We start from the raw sequence: 16,009 nt of genomic DNA, 5'->3' as shown, positions 1-16,009 counted from the left end.
AGGAGGTCCCGCCGTCGTCCGCTCTACCTGTTGCGAAGCTTAGGGTCAACTATCTCTGTCCGGATCACTGCCGCCAAGGTCTGGACCGTTGTGGTGATCCCGGTATTCCGCTTGATTTCCTTGCGGATGATGTCCAGCACCGAGTCGGACAGGATGACGTCGAGCAGCGCATCCGGCGATGTTGCCGCGCGGTGCTTCCACAGCTCATCGATCCGACGGCGCTTGAGCGCCTCTCGGTGGAGGAAGAACATTTTGTCCGCTTTTGCCTCCAGCGATTCAGGGCCGAGGAGGTCAACTTCGAAGGCGAGATTCAAAATCACGGGGAGCCCGCCGGTCAGGTGGTAGGCCTGCCAGACCTGGCCGTTGGTGAGGATCATCCATTCCACACCCTCGTTGACCGCATACATTTGGACCTGGCGAAGGTGGCGCTCATTGAGTTTCTGGCTCACCCGTTTGACCTCTATGAAGGCAATCAGCTGCTTGTCAATTCTGACGCCGTAGTCCGCGAAATCCTGCCTGACCATGTATTCGGTGGTCAGGTCGCGGAATTTGTCATAGCCCAAACCCTCGCAGAGCATGTCCGTAATCAAAAGGCGGGTGTCGCCCTCATTGGCATCACGGGTGAGGAGATCGTGGAGTGGTTTGGTGAATCGCTGAACGGCGCCTTTAACCTGCTCATGGGCCTCGGACTCCCACTTCGGTCCCTTGGCAATGGGGGGAGCGGGTTTGATCTCCGCGATGACTGTGACGGCTTCGGCGGCGTGGCTGCTTCCGTGTTCCGTGTCCGGGGGAACGACCGCCACGAGGCTTACTTCCATCGCCGGCGGCGCCGGCGCGTCGGCTGAATTTTCGTCGGGTGGAACGACTTGGAGAGCGTGGGCCGCACGCACGGGCCGCGACAATTCGTCGGGGAGCTGGACATGCGGGTCCACAACACCAAAAGCAGCCTGTTTCAACAGCCACTGGATTGTCGGCAACCATGGCTGGACGGCCTCCCTGCTCACACCCGGGGCATCGACGGTCCTCGCCGCGGAGATGGCCTCCAGATCGGCGATGCGCGGAACGAGGTGACCCTGCCCAGCTGCCTCAGTCGCCCACTGAGACAGCACCTGCAGACGCGCCTGGTACTTGATGTCTGTCATTTTTCCCCCATTTGAATTCAATCCCTACTGGAAATTGATTTCGTGTGAATGCCTTCCAGCAAGAACCGTCCTGCTTTTGAGATTCGCCAATTAGACGAGACCATACACGGCCGCCTTGTCCGGCTCCGCCCGCGCCACGGCTTCGACATCACCTCTATTCCGGCTAGGATCGCTCTCGAACCTGGCCTGCTCGGCATGGTCTGCGTCTTCACCCCCTCTAACTTCACATGCACGCACGGAACTAGCGCATGGCCGGGGTCGTTGGGACCTGAGGACGCGAGTATTTTCAAACTAGCTGGAGGTTGAGAAATTATGGGATTGAGCTTGCAGAAGGGCCAGTCGCTGTCGCTGACCAAAAAAGACGGCGGTTCGCTCACTAAAACCAAAATGGGGCTGGGCTGGGACTCAGCGGCTCCGGTCAAAAAGGGCTTTTTCGGAAAGGCCAAGACCGTGGAGGTGGACCTCGATGCGTCGGCCATTTTCTTTGACGCGGCCGGCAAGTCGCTGGATCAGGTCTGGTACAACCAGCTGCAGAGCAAAGACGGCTCCACGCGTCATACCGGGGACAACCTGACGGGCGACGGCGCCGGCGATGACGAGACCATCCTGGTCAACCTGGAGCTCGTCTCCCCGGCCGTGGCACACATCGTGTTCGTCATCAGCAGCTACACCGGCCAGACCTTCGACCAGGTGCAGAATGCCTTCTGCCGGCTGGTGGACGACTCCACGGCAGGAAGCCCGGAAATCGCCAAGTACCAGCTGACCGACTCGGGAACCCATTCGGCCATGATCATGTCCAAAGTTTCCCGTGACGGCGCGGGCTGGACCTTTAAGGCCATCGGGGAGCGGGCCCAGGGCCGCTCGGTCGCGGATCTGATCGCACCAGCTGCCGCCGTCCTCTAGTCGTTCGAAGGATCCCTACTGCCGTGTGCTGAACCAGGACACGGATCATGAAGTGGTCCGCTACGATTTGAGCGAGGACGCGGCACCTGAAACGTCGATGATTTTCGCCGAGATTTACCGCAACCGTGCCGAATGGAAGTTCCGGGCGGTTGGCCAAGGCTATTCCACGGGCCTCCGCGGCATCGCCACCGACTTCGGCATCTCGCTGGACTAGTTCGCAAGACCGATTCAACACGAAGGAATGGTACAAACATGGCAGGACTAACCCTTACAAAAGGCAGCAATCTGTCCCTGACGAAGAGCGCACCAGGTCTGTCGAAGGCTGTGGTGGGGCTGGGCTGGGACCCGCGTACGACGACGGGTGAGCCTTTCGACCTCGACGCCTCCGCCCTCCTGGTGGCGGCCGACGGCAAGGTCCGGTCCTCCGCGGACTTCATTTTCTACAACCAGCCCGCTGCCGCGGACGGCTCCGTCAGCCACCTGGGGGATAACCGGTCCGGCGAAGGCGCCGGCGACGACGAACAGATCCTGATCGATCTCTCCCTGGTTGCTGCCGACGTCGAGCGTGTTGTCATCGTGGTCTCCATCGACCAGGGTGAAACGCGCGGCCAGAACTTCGGCCAGGTGCGCAGCGCCTACTGCCGGGTGGTCAACCAGATCGATGAGAAGGAAATCGTCCGCTACGACCTGAGCGAGGACGCGGCGCCCGAAACGTCGATGATTTTCGCTGAGGTCTACCGCAACAACGGTGACTGGAAGTTCAAGGCCGTCGGACAGGGGTACGCCACCGGACTCGCCGGCATCGCCAAGGACTTCGGCGTCGACCTTAGCTGATTAGTCTCCCGGACTGGGTAGAGTCCGGACTGACTACTTCCGCTCCGCATGGTTTCCACCTCAGGTGGTGTCCCGGCCAATTGCAACCGGGACACCACCGATCTCTTGAAAAGGCAGCATCATGAATTCTCCGTTGACTCCCCCCGACGCCGCAGAGGCTTCATTGGTGCTTCAGGCTCCGGACGCCCCTGCCATAGTCCAGCCCGAAGATGCTCCCGGCATGGTGCCGGTCCCCGACGACCGTAGGGCCGAGATCAATCAGCAGGCCAGGGAGTTCGTGGCCGGCCTGGCCCAACTGGACGCGCGCAGTCCGGAGTTCTCCGCGCAGGTCGATGGCATCAATAAGATCGGCAGCGCCGAGATCACCGCGTCCAGCAACTCGTCCAGCAGGCTGCTTGAGCGTTCCTCGACGTCCATTGCCGGCGCCAAGAAGTCCGGGAGCAGCGCCCAGGTTGCGGTGGCCAACACCCTGGGTGAGCTGCGCAGCACGGTGGAGGACCTCACCCCCAACGCGGCAAACATGAGCGTGGGCAAGAAGATCCTGGGCTTCATCCCCGGCGGCAACAAGCTGGCCAAGTACTTCCAGAAGTACGAGTCGGCGCAGACCCAGCTGAACCAGATCATCAAGGCCCTGATGACGGGCCAGGACGAGCTGCTCAAGGACAATGCCAGCCTGGCCAACGAAAAAGTCCAGCTCTGGGAAACGATGCAGGCGTTGAGCGAATATGCCGTCTTCGCCAAGGCACTGGATGCCGCCTGCGTGGAGAAGATCGACTCCACCCGCGCCGCCGGGCAGATTACCGAGGCGCAGAAGATGGAGGCGGACGTCCTGTTCCCGGTGCGCCAGCGCCACCAGGACATCCTGACCCAGCTGGCCGTCTCGGTTCAGGGGTATCTGGCGATGGACCTGATCCGTAAGAACAACGTTGAACTGATCAAGGGTGTGGAGCGGGCGCGGACCACCACCATCTCTGCCCTGCGCACGGCGGTGATCGTGGCCCAGGCCCTGGCCAACCAGAAGATGGTCCTGGACCAGATCGACGCCGTCAATACCACCACCAACAACATGATCCTGAGCACCAGCGAAATGCTCAAGGACCAGACTTCCCGAATCCACCAGCAGGCGTCCAGCTCCGGGGTCAGCGTGGAGACGCTGCAGAAGGCCTTCGACAACGTCTTCGCCACGATGGATGCCATCGACACCTTCCGGTCGGAGGCGGCCAAGAACATGGAGAGCACCGTCGGGGCACTCGAAGCCAGTGTGCAGAAGGCCAAGCCGTACCTGGAACGCGCACGGCAGGGCCAGACAGACTAAGTGACAGCGAAGCAGCAGGCGGTACCGCAGTGATTGGTAAGTTCATCGGCTCCCTGTTCGGCGGAGCCCCCGCGCCGGGCATCGCTGAACAGGCTCCCGAGCCAACGGCCGACGCCGAGCTGGCGCAGACCGCCGGATCCCTGGACAACCTGCGCAGCGCCATCCGGCGGGCCGGCGCTGAGCTGCCGACGTCGGTGTCCTCGCAGCTGCGCCAAATCGACGATGTGCTGCGCCCGCTGGTCAGCCACATGGCCGAGCACGGTGCGTCGATGGAGCAGCAGGTGCTGTTGAATTCCATCGTCTGCAGCTACATCCCGGATCCCCTGCGCACGTATCTGGCGCTCCCGGACAGCGCCAGGACCGAGGAGTCGGGACCGACGGGGCTGCTGGCGGAACAGTTCGCCACGCTCGAGGAAATAGCTCGTGACCTGGCCAACCAGGTGCGGATCGGTGCCATTGCCGAGCTGTCTACCCACGGCCGGTTCCTCGAGGATAAGTTCGCGCCGTCCGCACTTCGGCTGGAAGGCCGCTGATGGGCAATCTGGTGGCCGGGGCCAACGCCGCGCTGACGGCCGAGAACCCGGGACTGAGCAAGATCCTGGTCGGCTTGGGCTGGCAGTCCATTCCCAGCCGGGGGCCCCAGTCCGAGCTGGTTCCCCTGGCGATTATGTGCGACGCCGGCGGCCGGGCCGTCTCGAACGATCACCTGGTATTTTTCAACCAGATCGCCAGCCCGGAGGGCTCGGTGGCCTTCGCCGGCACCGAGGACCAGGAGCAGATCGACGTCGACCTGTCCCTGGTGCCGGCCGGCGTCGCCAAGATTACGTTCATTGTCTACGTGGACCCCGATCTCCGCGGGCCCGGCACCTTCTCCGCCATCCGCGGCCAGTACATCCGGGTGGCTACCGCACAGAATCAGGAGCTGGTGCGCTTCGATATTCCCCAGTCCCCGCAGGACAACATCACCGCCATGATGTTCGGCGAACTGTACCGCCACCGCGAGGACTGGAAGTTCCGGGCCCTGGGCCAGGGCTACACGACCGGCCTGCGCGGCGTGGCAGCCGACTTCCGGTTCGATGTCTAGGCGATGGCACTGAACAGGTCCAGCACCCGCACGGACATCACGTACCTCAGCCGCCGGGTCAAGCCGGCCGCCCGCGCTGAAACATCCGCCCCGGCACCCGCCCCGGCGACAGCGCCGCCGTCGTCTCCGGTGTCCCCTGCGGCCCCGGCAGCCGTGACGTCGCTGTCCCTAAGCCGATCGTCCGCGCCCATATCGCCAGCACCAGCCACGTCAGCGGCGACCCCATGGGCCGGAGCCCGGCCGGCAGCCGAGGCCCGGCCCACCAGGCTCTTTCCGGCTCCCGGGATCGGCGAGACGAGGCTGCTCAACGCCCGGACACCGATGATCCGCCTCGACCGGCGCCAGTCGGCGATTGGCGGCCTGCTGGTGACGGGGGCAACCTCGGCGGCATGGGAAAGCCCAGAACGCGTGACCGGGGCAATGACCGTGCTCGGCGCCGTCTCCGGCACTTCCATCAAGTGCTCGGGAAACCGCCCGCTGGTCGGCTACGTGGACGCGACCGCCGTCGTGGCCCTTCGGCATATCCGCGAGCTGCGCCGGGCGCTTTTTATCGGACAGCCTTCGGCCCCGCTGACCGTGGAGATCTTCGACGGCGGCACCGTGACGCTGCCCGCGGCCAGCGGGGAGCTCAGATACATCCTGTCCCTGACCGCGATCGATGGAGTCATCGAGCTGCGCGCCGAACCGGTGCCGGCCCGCGCCGACGCCGCGGAGCTCTGGCAGGAATTCGGCTTTTCCATGACCACCAACGCTGCCGCCCGTCGGCAGGGACACTGACGGGACGGCATGCGCCATTTCAGTTTTCTTAGCGACGAGAATGCCTCGCGCCTTTTCCACATCGCTCCGCAGGAGCTGAGCCTGGGCTCGGCGCCAGCGGTGCTGGCCGTGGCCTTGGGCGCCACGCTCTACACTCCGGCGGACCGCCCGAACCTGGCGCAGGATATCCGCAAACAGGCGGCCCGCGGCTGCCTGAGCATGGTGATCTGCCTCGAGGATTCCATCGCCGATGATGCGGTGGACTCCGCAGAGACCAACGTCGTGAACACGCTGACCCGGCTGCATGCCGGTTCCGCCGGGCCGCGCCGCGGGAGCGGCATCGGCAGCGACGCTGTCGGAGCCTTTCACTCCGACGAGGGGCCGTTGCTGTTTCTCCGGGTCCGCACGCCGGAACAGATGCTGAGCCTGGCCAGCCGCTGCGGCAAGGCACTGGACCTGCTGGTGGGCTTTGTCATTCCGAAGTTCGAGAATGAGACCGGCCAGGCCCAGCGGTTCCTGGATGCCCTGCATACCATCAACGCTTCCCGCGGGGGCGGCCGCAGGCTGCGGATCATGCCCATCATGGAATCTCCACTCGTGATCCACGGCGAGACCCGGGCCAGGACTTTGTCCGGTATCTGCGACGTGCTGCAAGCCAACAAGGAGGATGTCCTGGCCGTCCGCGTGGGCGCCACGGACATGTCCAGTGCTTTCGGCCTGCGCCGCTCCCGGGACCTGACCATCTATGACGTCAAGGTGGTCGCCTCCGTGATCGGGGACATCGTGAATATGCTGGGCCGGCCGGACAAAGGATTCGTGATCTCCGGCCCGGTCTGGGAGCACTACAGCAACAGCGAGCGGGTGCTGCGCCCCCTGCTGCGGCGCACTCCCTTCGCCGACGCAAATGAGATGCCGCTGCGCGATCGGATTCTGACGGCCAACCTCGACGGGCTGATCCGCGAAATCGAACTGGACCTGGCCAACGGGCTGCTGGGCAAGACGGTCATCCACCCCACCCATGTCCCGCTGGTCCATGCCATGTGCGTCGTCAGCCACGAGGAATACGTGGACGCGCTGGAGATCGCCGGCAAGAACGGCGGCGGCGCCTCGGCCTCGCCGTACGGCAACAAGATGAATGAGATGAAGCCCCATCAGGCCTGGGCCGGCCAGACGCTGCTGCGTGCCGCAGCGTTTGGTGTTGCCGCCGAGAACATCACTTACGTTGACCTTCTGGAAGCGAGCATGAATTGAGCCAGGACATCTGGACCGGCGGTTTTGTGCGGGACGCCCTCGGCGTCGGCATCACGACGGACCACTCCGCGAGCCTGCTACCGGTCGAGGACCTCGTGGGACTGGCACTGCGCCGCAACCCCAAGCGGGCCCACCTCCTGGTGTCCCGGGTGCTCGGCAAACACGTCCCCTCTGAACCCGGGCTGGTCATAGCCGCCGGTGAGTTGCTGGGAGTGCTCGTCGGCGAGGCTCTGTCCGATACCCCGGAATCCGTTTCCGTCACTCCGACCATTGCGGCCGGGCTCGCCGCGCTCCTGCGCGGGGAAACGCACGACGGCGGCCGGCGGGCCGCGTTGCAGAGCCTCCGTCTTCAGCTCGCCGGGTTGAAGACCCGCAACCAGCAGATCATCACCATCGGCTACGCGGAGACCGCCACCGGACTGGGACGGCTTGTGGCTGACACGATCGGCTCGTACTACATCCATTCCTCCCGGCACGCCCCGGCGGGCGCCGCCGCCTACGGGTCCTTCGAGGAATCACATTCGCACGCCACCTCACACCGGCTGCTGCCCACGGATCCGCGGCGCCTGAACGCCCCGGAACCGGTGGTGCTGGTGGACGACGAACTCAGCACCGGGGCCACGATCATCAACACCATCACCGAACTCCACGCCCTGGCTCCCCATCCCAGCTACACGGTGGCTGCGCTCGTGGACCTGCGGACACCGGGGGACCGGGCCCGGTTCGACGAACTCGCTGAGCGGCTCGGGACCCGCATCCGGGTGGTGGCTCTGGGCACGGGGCAGATCACCCTGGGCGCGGACATTCTCCAGCGTGCCGAGGAGGTGGTGGCCGCGCTGCCGCAGGCGCCGGCAACCCCCGATTGGGCACCGGGAACGGTGACCTTCCTCAGGCCCGGGACGGTCGGCGCAGCTGTCCGCAGCGACCGGTTCGGCAACGGCGGTTCCCCCGCCGCGGCTACGCTGGCCGACGTCGGGGAGTCGATCCACCGGGCCCTTCCGCAGGCGGCCGGCGCGGAGTCCGTGCTGGTCCTGGGCAGCGAGGAGTTCATCCACGTGCCCCTGGCCGTGGCCGATGCACTGGACCGGCTGAATCCGGACCGCGGCGTCCGGTTCTCCACTACCACCCGATCCCCGATCGTCGCCCTGGACCGCCCGGATTACGCCATCACGGGCACGGTGCGGTTCGCCAGCCATGACGTCACCGTGGACGGCCCCGGTGTGCGCTTCGCCCACAATGTTTCCTCCGTCCACCGCAGATTCGGCACGATCGTCCTGATGCCCGAACCCGGGACCCCCGCGGAGGTCCTCTCGGGTCCCGGCAGCGTGACGGAGGCGCTTGTCGCCGTGTGCAGCGCGGTCGTGGTCGTCCTCCTGCCCGCCTCACCCGTCCTCCCGGCGCCGCTGGCCGGACCGGCGTTCGGTTCCTACGCACCGGAGGAAGTCACCTGGTTGCTCCAGGACATCGGTGATGCCGCGCTGGAAGCGCCCGCGGCCGATCGTGAAGCCGCGATGCAATCGGGCAGGGCGAGCTATGCACAGTCCCTGCCGATCGAATATTCGCCCTCGCAGCAGTACCAGCAGCTGTACCGGGACGCCTTGAAACGCTCCGCCGCGCGCGTCGCGCAGGCCGTGGGCACCGTGACCGAGATGGCGCTGGCAGCGCGCCGGAACCGGCCCGTGTTGGTTTCCCTGGCCAGGGCCGGCACACCGGTCGGCATCCTGATGCGCCGCTGGGCCCAGCAGATCCACGGCATCGACCTTCCCCACTACACGATGAGCATCGTGCGCGGCGTCGGGCCGGACCAGACGGCCCTGCGATACCTGGCCGCCCACCATGACCCGGAGCAGATCCTCTTTGTGGACGGCTGGACCGGAAAGGGCGCGATCACCCGCGAGCTCTCGGCCGGCCTCGACCGCTTCGCCGAAACCGACGGTGTTGCCTTCCCCAAGGACCTCGCCGTGCTCGCCGATCCCGGGCACTGCGCCGCCATGTACGGCACGCGCGAGGACTACCTCATACCCTCCGCCTGCCTGAACTCGACGGTGTCCGGGCTCGTGTCCCGCACGGTCTTCAACACGGAGTTCATCGGCCCCGACGACTTCCACGGGGCCAAGTTTTACCACCAGCTGCGCGGTGACGACGTCTCGCGGGAGTTCTTGGCCGCCGTCTCTGGCCATTTCCCAACCGTCGAATCGTTCGCCCGGGCAGAAGCCGGGGCGCTGCTGGCCGCGGACCGGACGCCCACCTGGGCCGGCAGGCTCGCCGTGGAAAGCCTCGGCCGGGAACACGGGATCGAGGACCTGAACCTCATCAAACCCGGAGTCGGCGAGACAACACGCGTGCTGCTGCGCAGGGTGCCGTGGAAGATCCTGGTGCGTCCTGATGCCGCGCCCGAGATAGCCCACATCCTGCTGCTGGCCCAGCAGCGCGGTGTCCCGGTGCTGGAGGTGCCGGACCTGCCCTTCAGCTGCGTGGGGCTCATCGATCCGACGTTCAGCGGGGTATCCGGCGCCGATGGAGTCACTGCGGCGGCCGCCCTGTGAATTCCGTCCTGGTGGCCTCGGACCTTGACCGGACCCTCATCTACTCCGCGAAGGCCTTCTTTCTGGACGTCCCCGACCACCTGGCACCGGACATGGTGGTTGCGGAGCTCCACGAGGGGGTGCCGATCTCGTTTATGACCCGCACCGCCGAGCGGCTGCTGCTCGAACTGACCCGGACAACCATCTTCGTCCCGGTGACCACCCGGACCGAGGCCCAGTACCGGCGGGTCCGGCTGCCCGGTGCCGTGCCTGAATACGCGGTCACCACCAACGGCGGTGTCCTGCTCAAGAACGGCGAGCCGGACATCGAGTGGCAGACCACAGTCGGGCAACGGGTCTCGGAAGGCTCCGCGCCGCTGGCCGTCATCGAGGAGTTTTTGTCCCGGGAGGCCTACCGGTCCTGGATTCTCCGGCTGCGCCAGGCCGAAGAGCTCTTCCTCTACGCCATCGTGGACCGGGAGCTCATGCCCGCGGAATTCGTGCGGGAGCTGGACGCATGGTGTGCCTCGCTCGGCTGGACGGTGTCCGTTCAGGGCCGCAAGCTCTACTGTGTGCCGCACGCGGTGACGAAGAACAGCGCCGTCGCAGAAGTCGCCCGGCGGACTGGGGCCTCCCGGGTGATCGCCGCCGGGGATTCGCTGCTGGACGGGCCGATGCTGGCCGAAGCTGACGTCGCCTTCCGTCCCTCCCACGGAGAACTCGCCGACGTCGACTTCCGCAGGGATCACCTGCGCGTCACCGATGCCCGCGGCATCCTGGCGGGTGAAGAAATCTCCCGACGCATACATGCGCTGGTCCAGCGCTGAGCACACGTCTACAGGCGGCCGCCTGCCCGGCCTTGGCCTGACCAGGAACTCGGCCGTGATGTACGGGCCCAAGGGCCTGCGCTTCAATGCAGTGGACCCCGGCCCCACCATCACCAACATCAACGGGGCCATCCTTGCGTCCGACGGCGGGAGGTCCCGCCGTCGTCCGCTCGCATTTGTAAATCCTCATTGTGGTGGGCGCCCAACAGGGCCACCATGTTCGTATGGACGCTGAAACACCGAAGGCGGCGGAGCTGAACCTTCCCCAGGCCTTCCTCCTTCTGGCAACGAACGACATGAACGGCAAACCTGAAGTGCCGGTGTTCGCACTCAGGACCACCGTGGCAGGGGCAATATTGGCCGAGCTGGACCTGATCGGTGCGATCGAGCTGCAGGGGAAGCGCATCAGGGCCACCGGCGACGCCCCGGCAACGGACTTCCAGCGCGAGCTGGAAGTCATCCGTGGCAAATCCCGGCCCCACACCCCCAAAGGGTGGGTAGGCATGCTGGAGGGCCGCGCCGTAGTGCAGCGTGTCTACGAGGGCATGGCGTCACTGGGCATCGTGGAACATGTCGGCGAAAAGCACCTGGGCCGGTTCCGGGCCGTGCGGTACCCGGAGAAGGACCACGCTCCGGAGTCGGCGCTCCTGGAAAAGATCCAGGCCGCACTCAGCGGTGCGCCGTCCGATCTTGAGCCGCCCGCCACCACGGCGCCTGATTCCGTGGCGGCCGATGCGGGGACGACTGATGCCGATTCCGCGACCAGGGACGCCGGGGCGCCCGGTTCCACGCCGGACGCCGTGGCGCCTGCTGCGAAGCCCGTTTCCAAGGGGCCCGATGCCAGGACCATCGTGCTGATCGCCCTCCTTCAGGCGTCCGGAATGCTCGGCAAGCTCTTCCCGGCGGCAGATCTGACCCGGGCAACTGAGCTGTCGAAGGACTATTGGCCGTCCCGCGCGGTGGAGGACGAACTTCGTATGATCAGGCTGGCGGAGCAGGAAGCCGCAAACTTGTAGCGCCTGAAACCGCGCCGGCACACGTGATGGACATGGCGCTGTACCGGACGTATTTAACCCAGCCGTGTCGCTGAAACTAGGCCCGTAAAATGGGGCCATGGTGAAATCAGTTCCGCGGTCCGCGGGATGAAAAGTGTTGGTGGGCGTCTGTTGGCCGGACTTGAGCTCGACCGCGCCGCGCCGCAGCCCCTGCACCAGCAGCTGTACGCGCAACTGCGCACCCAGATCCTGATGGGTTCGCTGCCGACCGGAACCCGTTTGCCCTCGACCCGCACACTGGTCACCGAGCTGGGAGTCTCGCGGATCACCGTTGTATCCGCGTTCGAGCAACTCACCGCCGAGGGGTTCCTGCGCTCACGCGCGGGAGACGGCACGTACGTCGACACCCTGTGGAGCGATGCCGCCCCACAGCGGCCGACGTCCCGGCCACCGCTGTCCGAACGCGGCGCCGCCACTTCGTCGCGGGGCACCGACCTGTTCAGCGAGGCGCCGCATGCGTGGGCGGCCGAGACGGAATCGTTCGTCGCCAGCCAGGTGGCGTCCTCGGCTTTCCCCGCGGCGACGTGGAAACGCCTGCTGGGACGCCACGCCGGGCGCACCGATCCGCTGGCGATCGGCTACAGCGATCCGCACGGCCATCGCCCACTGCGGGAAGCGATCGCGGACTACGTCAACGACGTCAGGGGCCTGGGGTGCACGGCGGGCCAGATCGTCGTCACCTCCGGCGCGCAGCAGGCGTTCAACGTGCTGGCGGTTCTCCTGCTCGACGCCGGCGACCCCGTCGTCGTCGAGGACCCGGGGCACATCTCCGGACGGCTCGCCTTCCAGTCCCAGGGCTGTCCTGTCCGGGGCGTCCCCGTCGACAACGAGGGAGCGGTCCTCCCGGAAGAGCACGACGGCGCGCCCCCGGCCCGCCTGGCCTGCCTGACTCCCGCGCGGCAGCATCCGCTCGGTATCGCGATGAGCCCGGCACGGAGGGCGGAGTGGATCGCCTGGGCGCAGCGAAACGGGAGCTGGATTGTCGAGGACGACTGCGACAGCGAGCTGCGCTACCGCGGGAAACTCCTTCCCACGCTATTCGGGCTCGATCTGAGCCGGCAAGTGATCACCGTGGGCTCCTTCAGCAAGGTGCTCGCACCATCGATCCGCCTCGGATACTGCGTGCTGCCGGAGGACCTGGTGGAGCCGTTCGCATCCGCATCATCGGTCATCGGACGCCCGCCCGCGATGGTGCTCCAGATGGCACTCGCGGACTTCCTGTCGGAAGGACACCTGCACTCCCATCTGCGCCGGACCCGTCGCCTCTATGCGGCACGCCAGGACGCCCTGCTCGACGCGATCGATCAGCAGTTGGGCCACAGGATCCAAGCCGGCCCGGTGGACGCGGGCCTGCACGTCATGGGCTGGCTCCGTGAACCGGTGGACGATATCCAGGTAGCGCGGGGACTGGCCGCGGGCGGGGTGTACACCTACCCCCTCGGCGAGTACCGGCTCACCCGACAGCTTCCCCCGGCGCTGCTGATCGGCTTCGCCGGCACCGCGGCGGAGCACATGCCGCAGGCCGTCGGCAGGATGGCCGCCGCATGGGACCGATGGGAGCGGACCCCCTCAGGTTCCTGAATGGACTTAACAGCTGAGTGCATAATGGATCTTTTTCGAAATCCATTAACGGCGTACAAATGAGGAGTGACATTCGCCACCACCCCAGATATGCCTCCCGAGGAGCCCACGATGCCCCCAGCCAACGCCCGATTCCAGGCGCTCCTGAGACCCCGCCTCAACGACGAGGAAATGGAGTCCCTGCCCCGCCTGACCGACGGGCTGGCCCGGACCCTGATCGACCGGATCGACCGTGCCCCCCTGTTCGCCCACGCCTACGCCCTCCTCGGCAACCTGACCTACGGCGGGTACGGGCCCGATGATGTGCTCGACTTCGCGCACCGGCACGGCCTGGCCGGCGCATGCATCCACCTCCTCGACGGTGAGGAGCGGAGCCTGGGCCGGATGAGCGACGACAGGCTGGGCGAGTTCGCCGGCCGCGCCCGCCGCCTGGGTCTGAGCATCCACCTCGAAATCAGCACCACCCTGCGCGCGGACGTGGACGAAGTGGTCCGGATCGCCGGGATTCTCGGTGTCCAGAACATCCGCGTTTACTCGCGTTTCGAAGGCACCCTCTCCGGCGTGATGACACTGATCGAGCAGGACCTGCGCCGGCTCGCCGCGCTCGCAGACGAACACGATCTGCACTTCTCCTTTGAGCAGCACGAGGAACTGCGCTCCACCGAGATCGCCGAGTTGCTGCGCCGGGTCTCCCATCCGCGCCTGCACGCCATGTTCGATTTCGGGAACATGATTAATGCATGCGAGCGCCCGATGGATGCCCTGTCCGCGCTCGCCCCGCACATCCTGCAGGCGCACCTGAAAGGGGTGCATGTTCTCCCCGAGGGGGACGGCTACGGTCACCGCGGTGTGCTGCAGGGAAGCCCCGAGGACGACCTGCCCGGTGCCCGGATGCTCTTCGAACTCCTGATGCTCGGTGCGGACAAGCCCCAGGTCATCGCCCTGGCCCTCGAACAGGAAAACCTCTACTACGCGCCCGCCTTCCGCCACGCCGGCGAGGGCGAGGACCCGTTCATCCCGTACCGCGACCTGAGCACCACCGGCATCCCGGCCGGATGGACCCGGGATGATCTGCTCGCTGCAGAACCAGGCTGGGCCGACCACCAGGTGGCCTACGTGAAGGATCTGCTCACCTCGCTGCGCGACATCGCCGTCGCGCAGCTCGACACAACGAACTCCATGGCAGGTGCACGATGACCACGATGTCTAAAACCTCCGAGAAGGCCACGAAACCAGTCGACTGGAGCAAATGGATCCGCTTCGCTCTTCTCGTTATGGCCGGCGGCACGATTTATAAGCTCACCAACCTCAAGGACGCGTTCTACGTCCCCATGCAGGAGGCCATGGGCCTCAGCCACACCGAGATCGGTACGCTGCTGAGCGTCAACTCGATCGTCGCGACGGCGCTCTTTATCGTCGGCGGCTACCTCGCCGATCGCTTCTCCACCCGGATCCTCATCCCGCTTGGCCTGGTCGGCACCGGAGCGCTGGGCCTGTTCCTCAGCACTTTCCCGGGCTTCGGCACGCTCCTCCTGGTGTTCGCGCTGCTCGCCGTGTGCTCGGACTGCCTGGTCTGGCCCGCGTTGCTCAAGAGCATCCGGCAGCTTGGCGGTTCGAAGGAACAAGGGCGGCTCTTCGGCCTGCTCGAGGGCGGTCGCGGCGTCGTCGACACCGCAGTGGCGTTCTCCGCACTGGGAATCTTCGTCCTGCTCGGTTCGGGGACCGGCGGATTCCGCGCGGCCATCGCCTTCTACGCCATCATCGACGTCGTCGTCGGCGTGCTGCTGTTCCTGCTGCTCCGCACGCAGACCAGCGAGCAGGCGGGCGCGGTTCCCGCCCAGAAGAAGCAGAAGGCCGGCCTCGGCGAGATCTGGCGCGCGGCGAAGCTGCCCCAGCTGTGGTGGGTGAGCTTCACCGTGTTCATGGTGTACGTCGTGTACTGCGGCCTCACCTACTTCATCCCCTATCTGACCTACATCTACGGGCTGCCCGTCGCACTGGTGGGCGCCTACGGCATCATCAACCAGTACGGCCTGAAGATCCTCGGCGGCCCGCTCGGGGGAGTTCTCGCGGACAAGGTGTTCAAGGGTGCGAGCAGGTACATCCGGCTGGCGTTCCTGTGTCTGATCCCGGTGGTGGCGGTCCTGCTGCTCCTCCCGGCCGATCCGAGCAGCCAGATCCCGGCCATGATCGTGACCCTGCTGTTCTCGCTGATCGTCTTCACCATGCGGGGTGTGTTCTGGGCGCCGATGGACGAGGTGGGGATCCCTGAGGAGACCAGCGGCACCGCCTTCGGAATCGCCTGCCTGGTCGGCTATGCACCCGGGATGTTCGCGTTCATCGTCTACGGGGCAATCCTCGATGCGAATCCGGGAGCCGGCGGCTACCACATCGTGTTCATCGTGCTCGCGGCGCTCGCGCTCGTGGGAGCGGTCGTGTCCAGCGGGCTCGTGCGGGCCGCCCGGGCCCGACGGGCAATGGCCGAGGTCTGATCTTTTACCCGACGCGGACGACGACGGAACCCCCGGGATCTCCCGGGGGGTTCCGTCGTGAGGTGGTTCCGTGAGGGGCATTGGACCGACCCGGTTCACCCGCCGTAACGGCGCCCTTCAGCCAGTAGGCACCAGACGGAAGCGGACGACGGCGGGACGTCCCGCCGTCGTCCGTTGGCGTGGGCTCCAATAATGAGAAGCGCCAGCCACAGGGCAGTGGCAGGGGCCCGGTCGTCAAACCGCG

The 16,009-nt window shown here is 66.1% G+C and carries 16 protein-coding genes; 14 read left to right on the top strand and 2 right to left on the bottom strand.

What is annotated here, in order from left to right; genetic code table 11:
• Positions 1–23 precede the first annotated feature (23 nt).
• Positions 24–1,142: a type I restriction enzyme HsdR N-terminal domain-containing protein gene (locus ASG77_RS03070; protein ID WP_056340949.1), complete on the bottom strand. Its 1,119-nt coding sequence runs from the start codon at positions 1,140–1,142 to the stop codon at positions 24–26.
• A gap of 312 nt (positions 1,143–1,454) precedes the next feature.
• Here ASG77_RS03070 and ASG77_RS03065 point away from each other — a divergent pair, with 312 nt between their 5' ends.
• The 6 genes from ASG77_RS03065 (at position 1,455) to ASG77_RS03040 (ending at position 5,278) form a co-directional block, all read left to right on the top strand.
• On the top strand, positions 1,455–2,045 hold the full coding sequence (locus tag ASG77_RS03065) for a TerD family protein (protein WP_056340947.1): 591 nt from the start codon (positions 1,455–1,457) through the stop codon (positions 2,043–2,045).
• A gap of 25 nt (positions 2,046–2,070) precedes the next feature.
• Positions 2,071–2,259 carry a TerD family protein gene (locus tag ASG77_RS03060; protein ID WP_056340945.1) on the top strand — a complete coding sequence of 63 codons (189 nt, stop codon included), beginning with the start codon at positions 2,071–2,073 and terminating at the stop codon, positions 2,257–2,259.
• A 38-nt stretch (positions 2,260–2,297) separates the two neighbouring features.
• Positions 2,298–2,879: a TerD family protein gene (locus ASG77_RS03055; RefSeq protein ID WP_056340943.1), complete on the top strand. Its 582-nt coding sequence runs from the start codon at positions 2,298–2,300 to the stop codon at positions 2,877–2,879.
• Positions 2,880–3,000: 121 nt separating this feature from the next.
• Complete coding sequence (locus ASG77_RS03050) at positions 3,001–4,194, top strand: toxic anion resistance protein (protein WP_056340941.1); 1,194 nt, start codon at positions 3,001–3,003, stop codon at positions 4,192–4,194.
• A 29-nt stretch (positions 4,195–4,223) separates the two neighbouring features.
• Positions 4,224–4,727, top strand: coding sequence for a hypothetical protein (locus tag ASG77_RS03045; RefSeq protein ID WP_056340939.1), 504 nt, complete (start codon positions 4,224–4,226; stop codon positions 4,725–4,727).
• On the top strand, positions 4,727–5,278 hold the full coding sequence (locus tag ASG77_RS03040) for a TerD family protein (RefSeq protein ID WP_056340938.1): 552 nt from the start codon (positions 4,727–4,729) through the stop codon (positions 5,276–5,278). The genes ASG77_RS03045 and ASG77_RS03040 overlap by 1 nt, the downstream gene beginning before the upstream one ends.
• Here ASG77_RS03040 and ASG77_RS03035 read toward each other — a convergent pair.
• On the bottom strand, positions 5,275–5,586 hold the full coding sequence (locus ASG77_RS03035; protein ID WP_156380157.1) for a hypothetical protein: 312 nt from the start codon (positions 5,584–5,586) through the stop codon (positions 5,275–5,277). The genes ASG77_RS03040 and ASG77_RS03035 overlap by 4 nt on opposite strands.
• A 13-nt stretch (positions 5,587–5,599) precedes the next feature.
• Between ASG77_RS03035 and ASG77_RS03030 the strand changes: the two genes are divergently transcribed.
• The 8 genes from ASG77_RS03030 (at position 5,600) to ASG77_RS02995 (ending at position 15,765) form a co-directional block, all read left to right on the top strand.
• Entirely contained in the window at positions 5,600–6,055 is a 456-nt protein-coding gene (locus ASG77_RS03030; protein WP_056340934.1) for a hypothetical protein, read from the top strand.
• 9 nt (positions 6,056–6,064) lie between these two features.
• Positions 6,065–7,285, top strand: coding sequence for an HpcH/HpaI aldolase/citrate lyase family protein (locus ASG77_RS03025; RefSeq protein WP_056340931.1), 1,221 nt, complete (start codon positions 6,065–6,067; stop codon positions 7,283–7,285).
• A complete protein-coding gene (locus tag ASG77_RS03020; RefSeq protein ID WP_056340929.1) occupies positions 7,282–9,831 on the top strand; it encodes a phosphoribosyltransferase domain-containing protein in 2,550 nt (849 codons plus the stop codon). Before ASG77_RS03025 ends, ASG77_RS03020 begins: the two co-directional genes overlap by 4 nt.
• Positions 9,828–10,637, top strand: a complete 810-nt coding sequence (locus ASG77_RS03015) for a hypothetical protein (RefSeq protein WP_056340926.1) — start codon at positions 9,828–9,830, stop codon at positions 10,635–10,637. Before ASG77_RS03020 ends, ASG77_RS03015 begins: the two co-directional genes overlap by 4 nt.
• Positions 10,638–10,861: 224 nt before the next feature.
• A complete protein-coding gene (locus tag ASG77_RS03010; RefSeq protein ID WP_056340924.1) occupies positions 10,862–11,653 on the top strand; it encodes a GOLPH3/VPS74 family protein in 792 nt (263 codons plus the stop codon).
• A gap of 150 nt (positions 11,654–11,803) precedes the next feature.
• On the top strand, positions 11,804–13,273 hold the full coding sequence (pdxR, locus tag ASG77_RS03005) for a MocR-like pyridoxine biosynthesis transcription factor PdxR (RefSeq protein ID WP_162254912.1): 1,470 nt from the start codon (positions 11,804–11,806) through the stop codon (positions 13,271–13,273).
• Between the two features lie 111 nt (positions 13,274–13,384).
• Positions 13,385–14,470, top strand: a complete 1,086-nt coding sequence (locus tag ASG77_RS03000; protein WP_056340920.1) for a sugar phosphate isomerase/epimerase family protein — start codon at positions 13,385–13,387, stop codon at positions 14,468–14,470.
• A 5-nt stretch (positions 14,471–14,475) separates the two neighbouring features.
• Positions 14,476–15,765 (top strand): MFS transporter, encoded by a 1,290-nt coding sequence (locus ASG77_RS02995; RefSeq protein ID WP_056341605.1) that lies wholly within the window; start codon positions 14,476–14,478, stop codon positions 15,763–15,765.
• Positions 15,766–16,009: the final 244 nt, after the last annotated feature.

It is taken from the genome of Arthrobacter sp. Soil762 (assembly GCF_001428335.1).
Taxonomy (GTDB): domain Bacteria; phylum Actinomycetota; class Actinomycetes; order Actinomycetales; family Micrococcaceae; genus Arthrobacter.
This window is presented reverse-complemented; position numbering and strand designations above follow the sequence as displayed.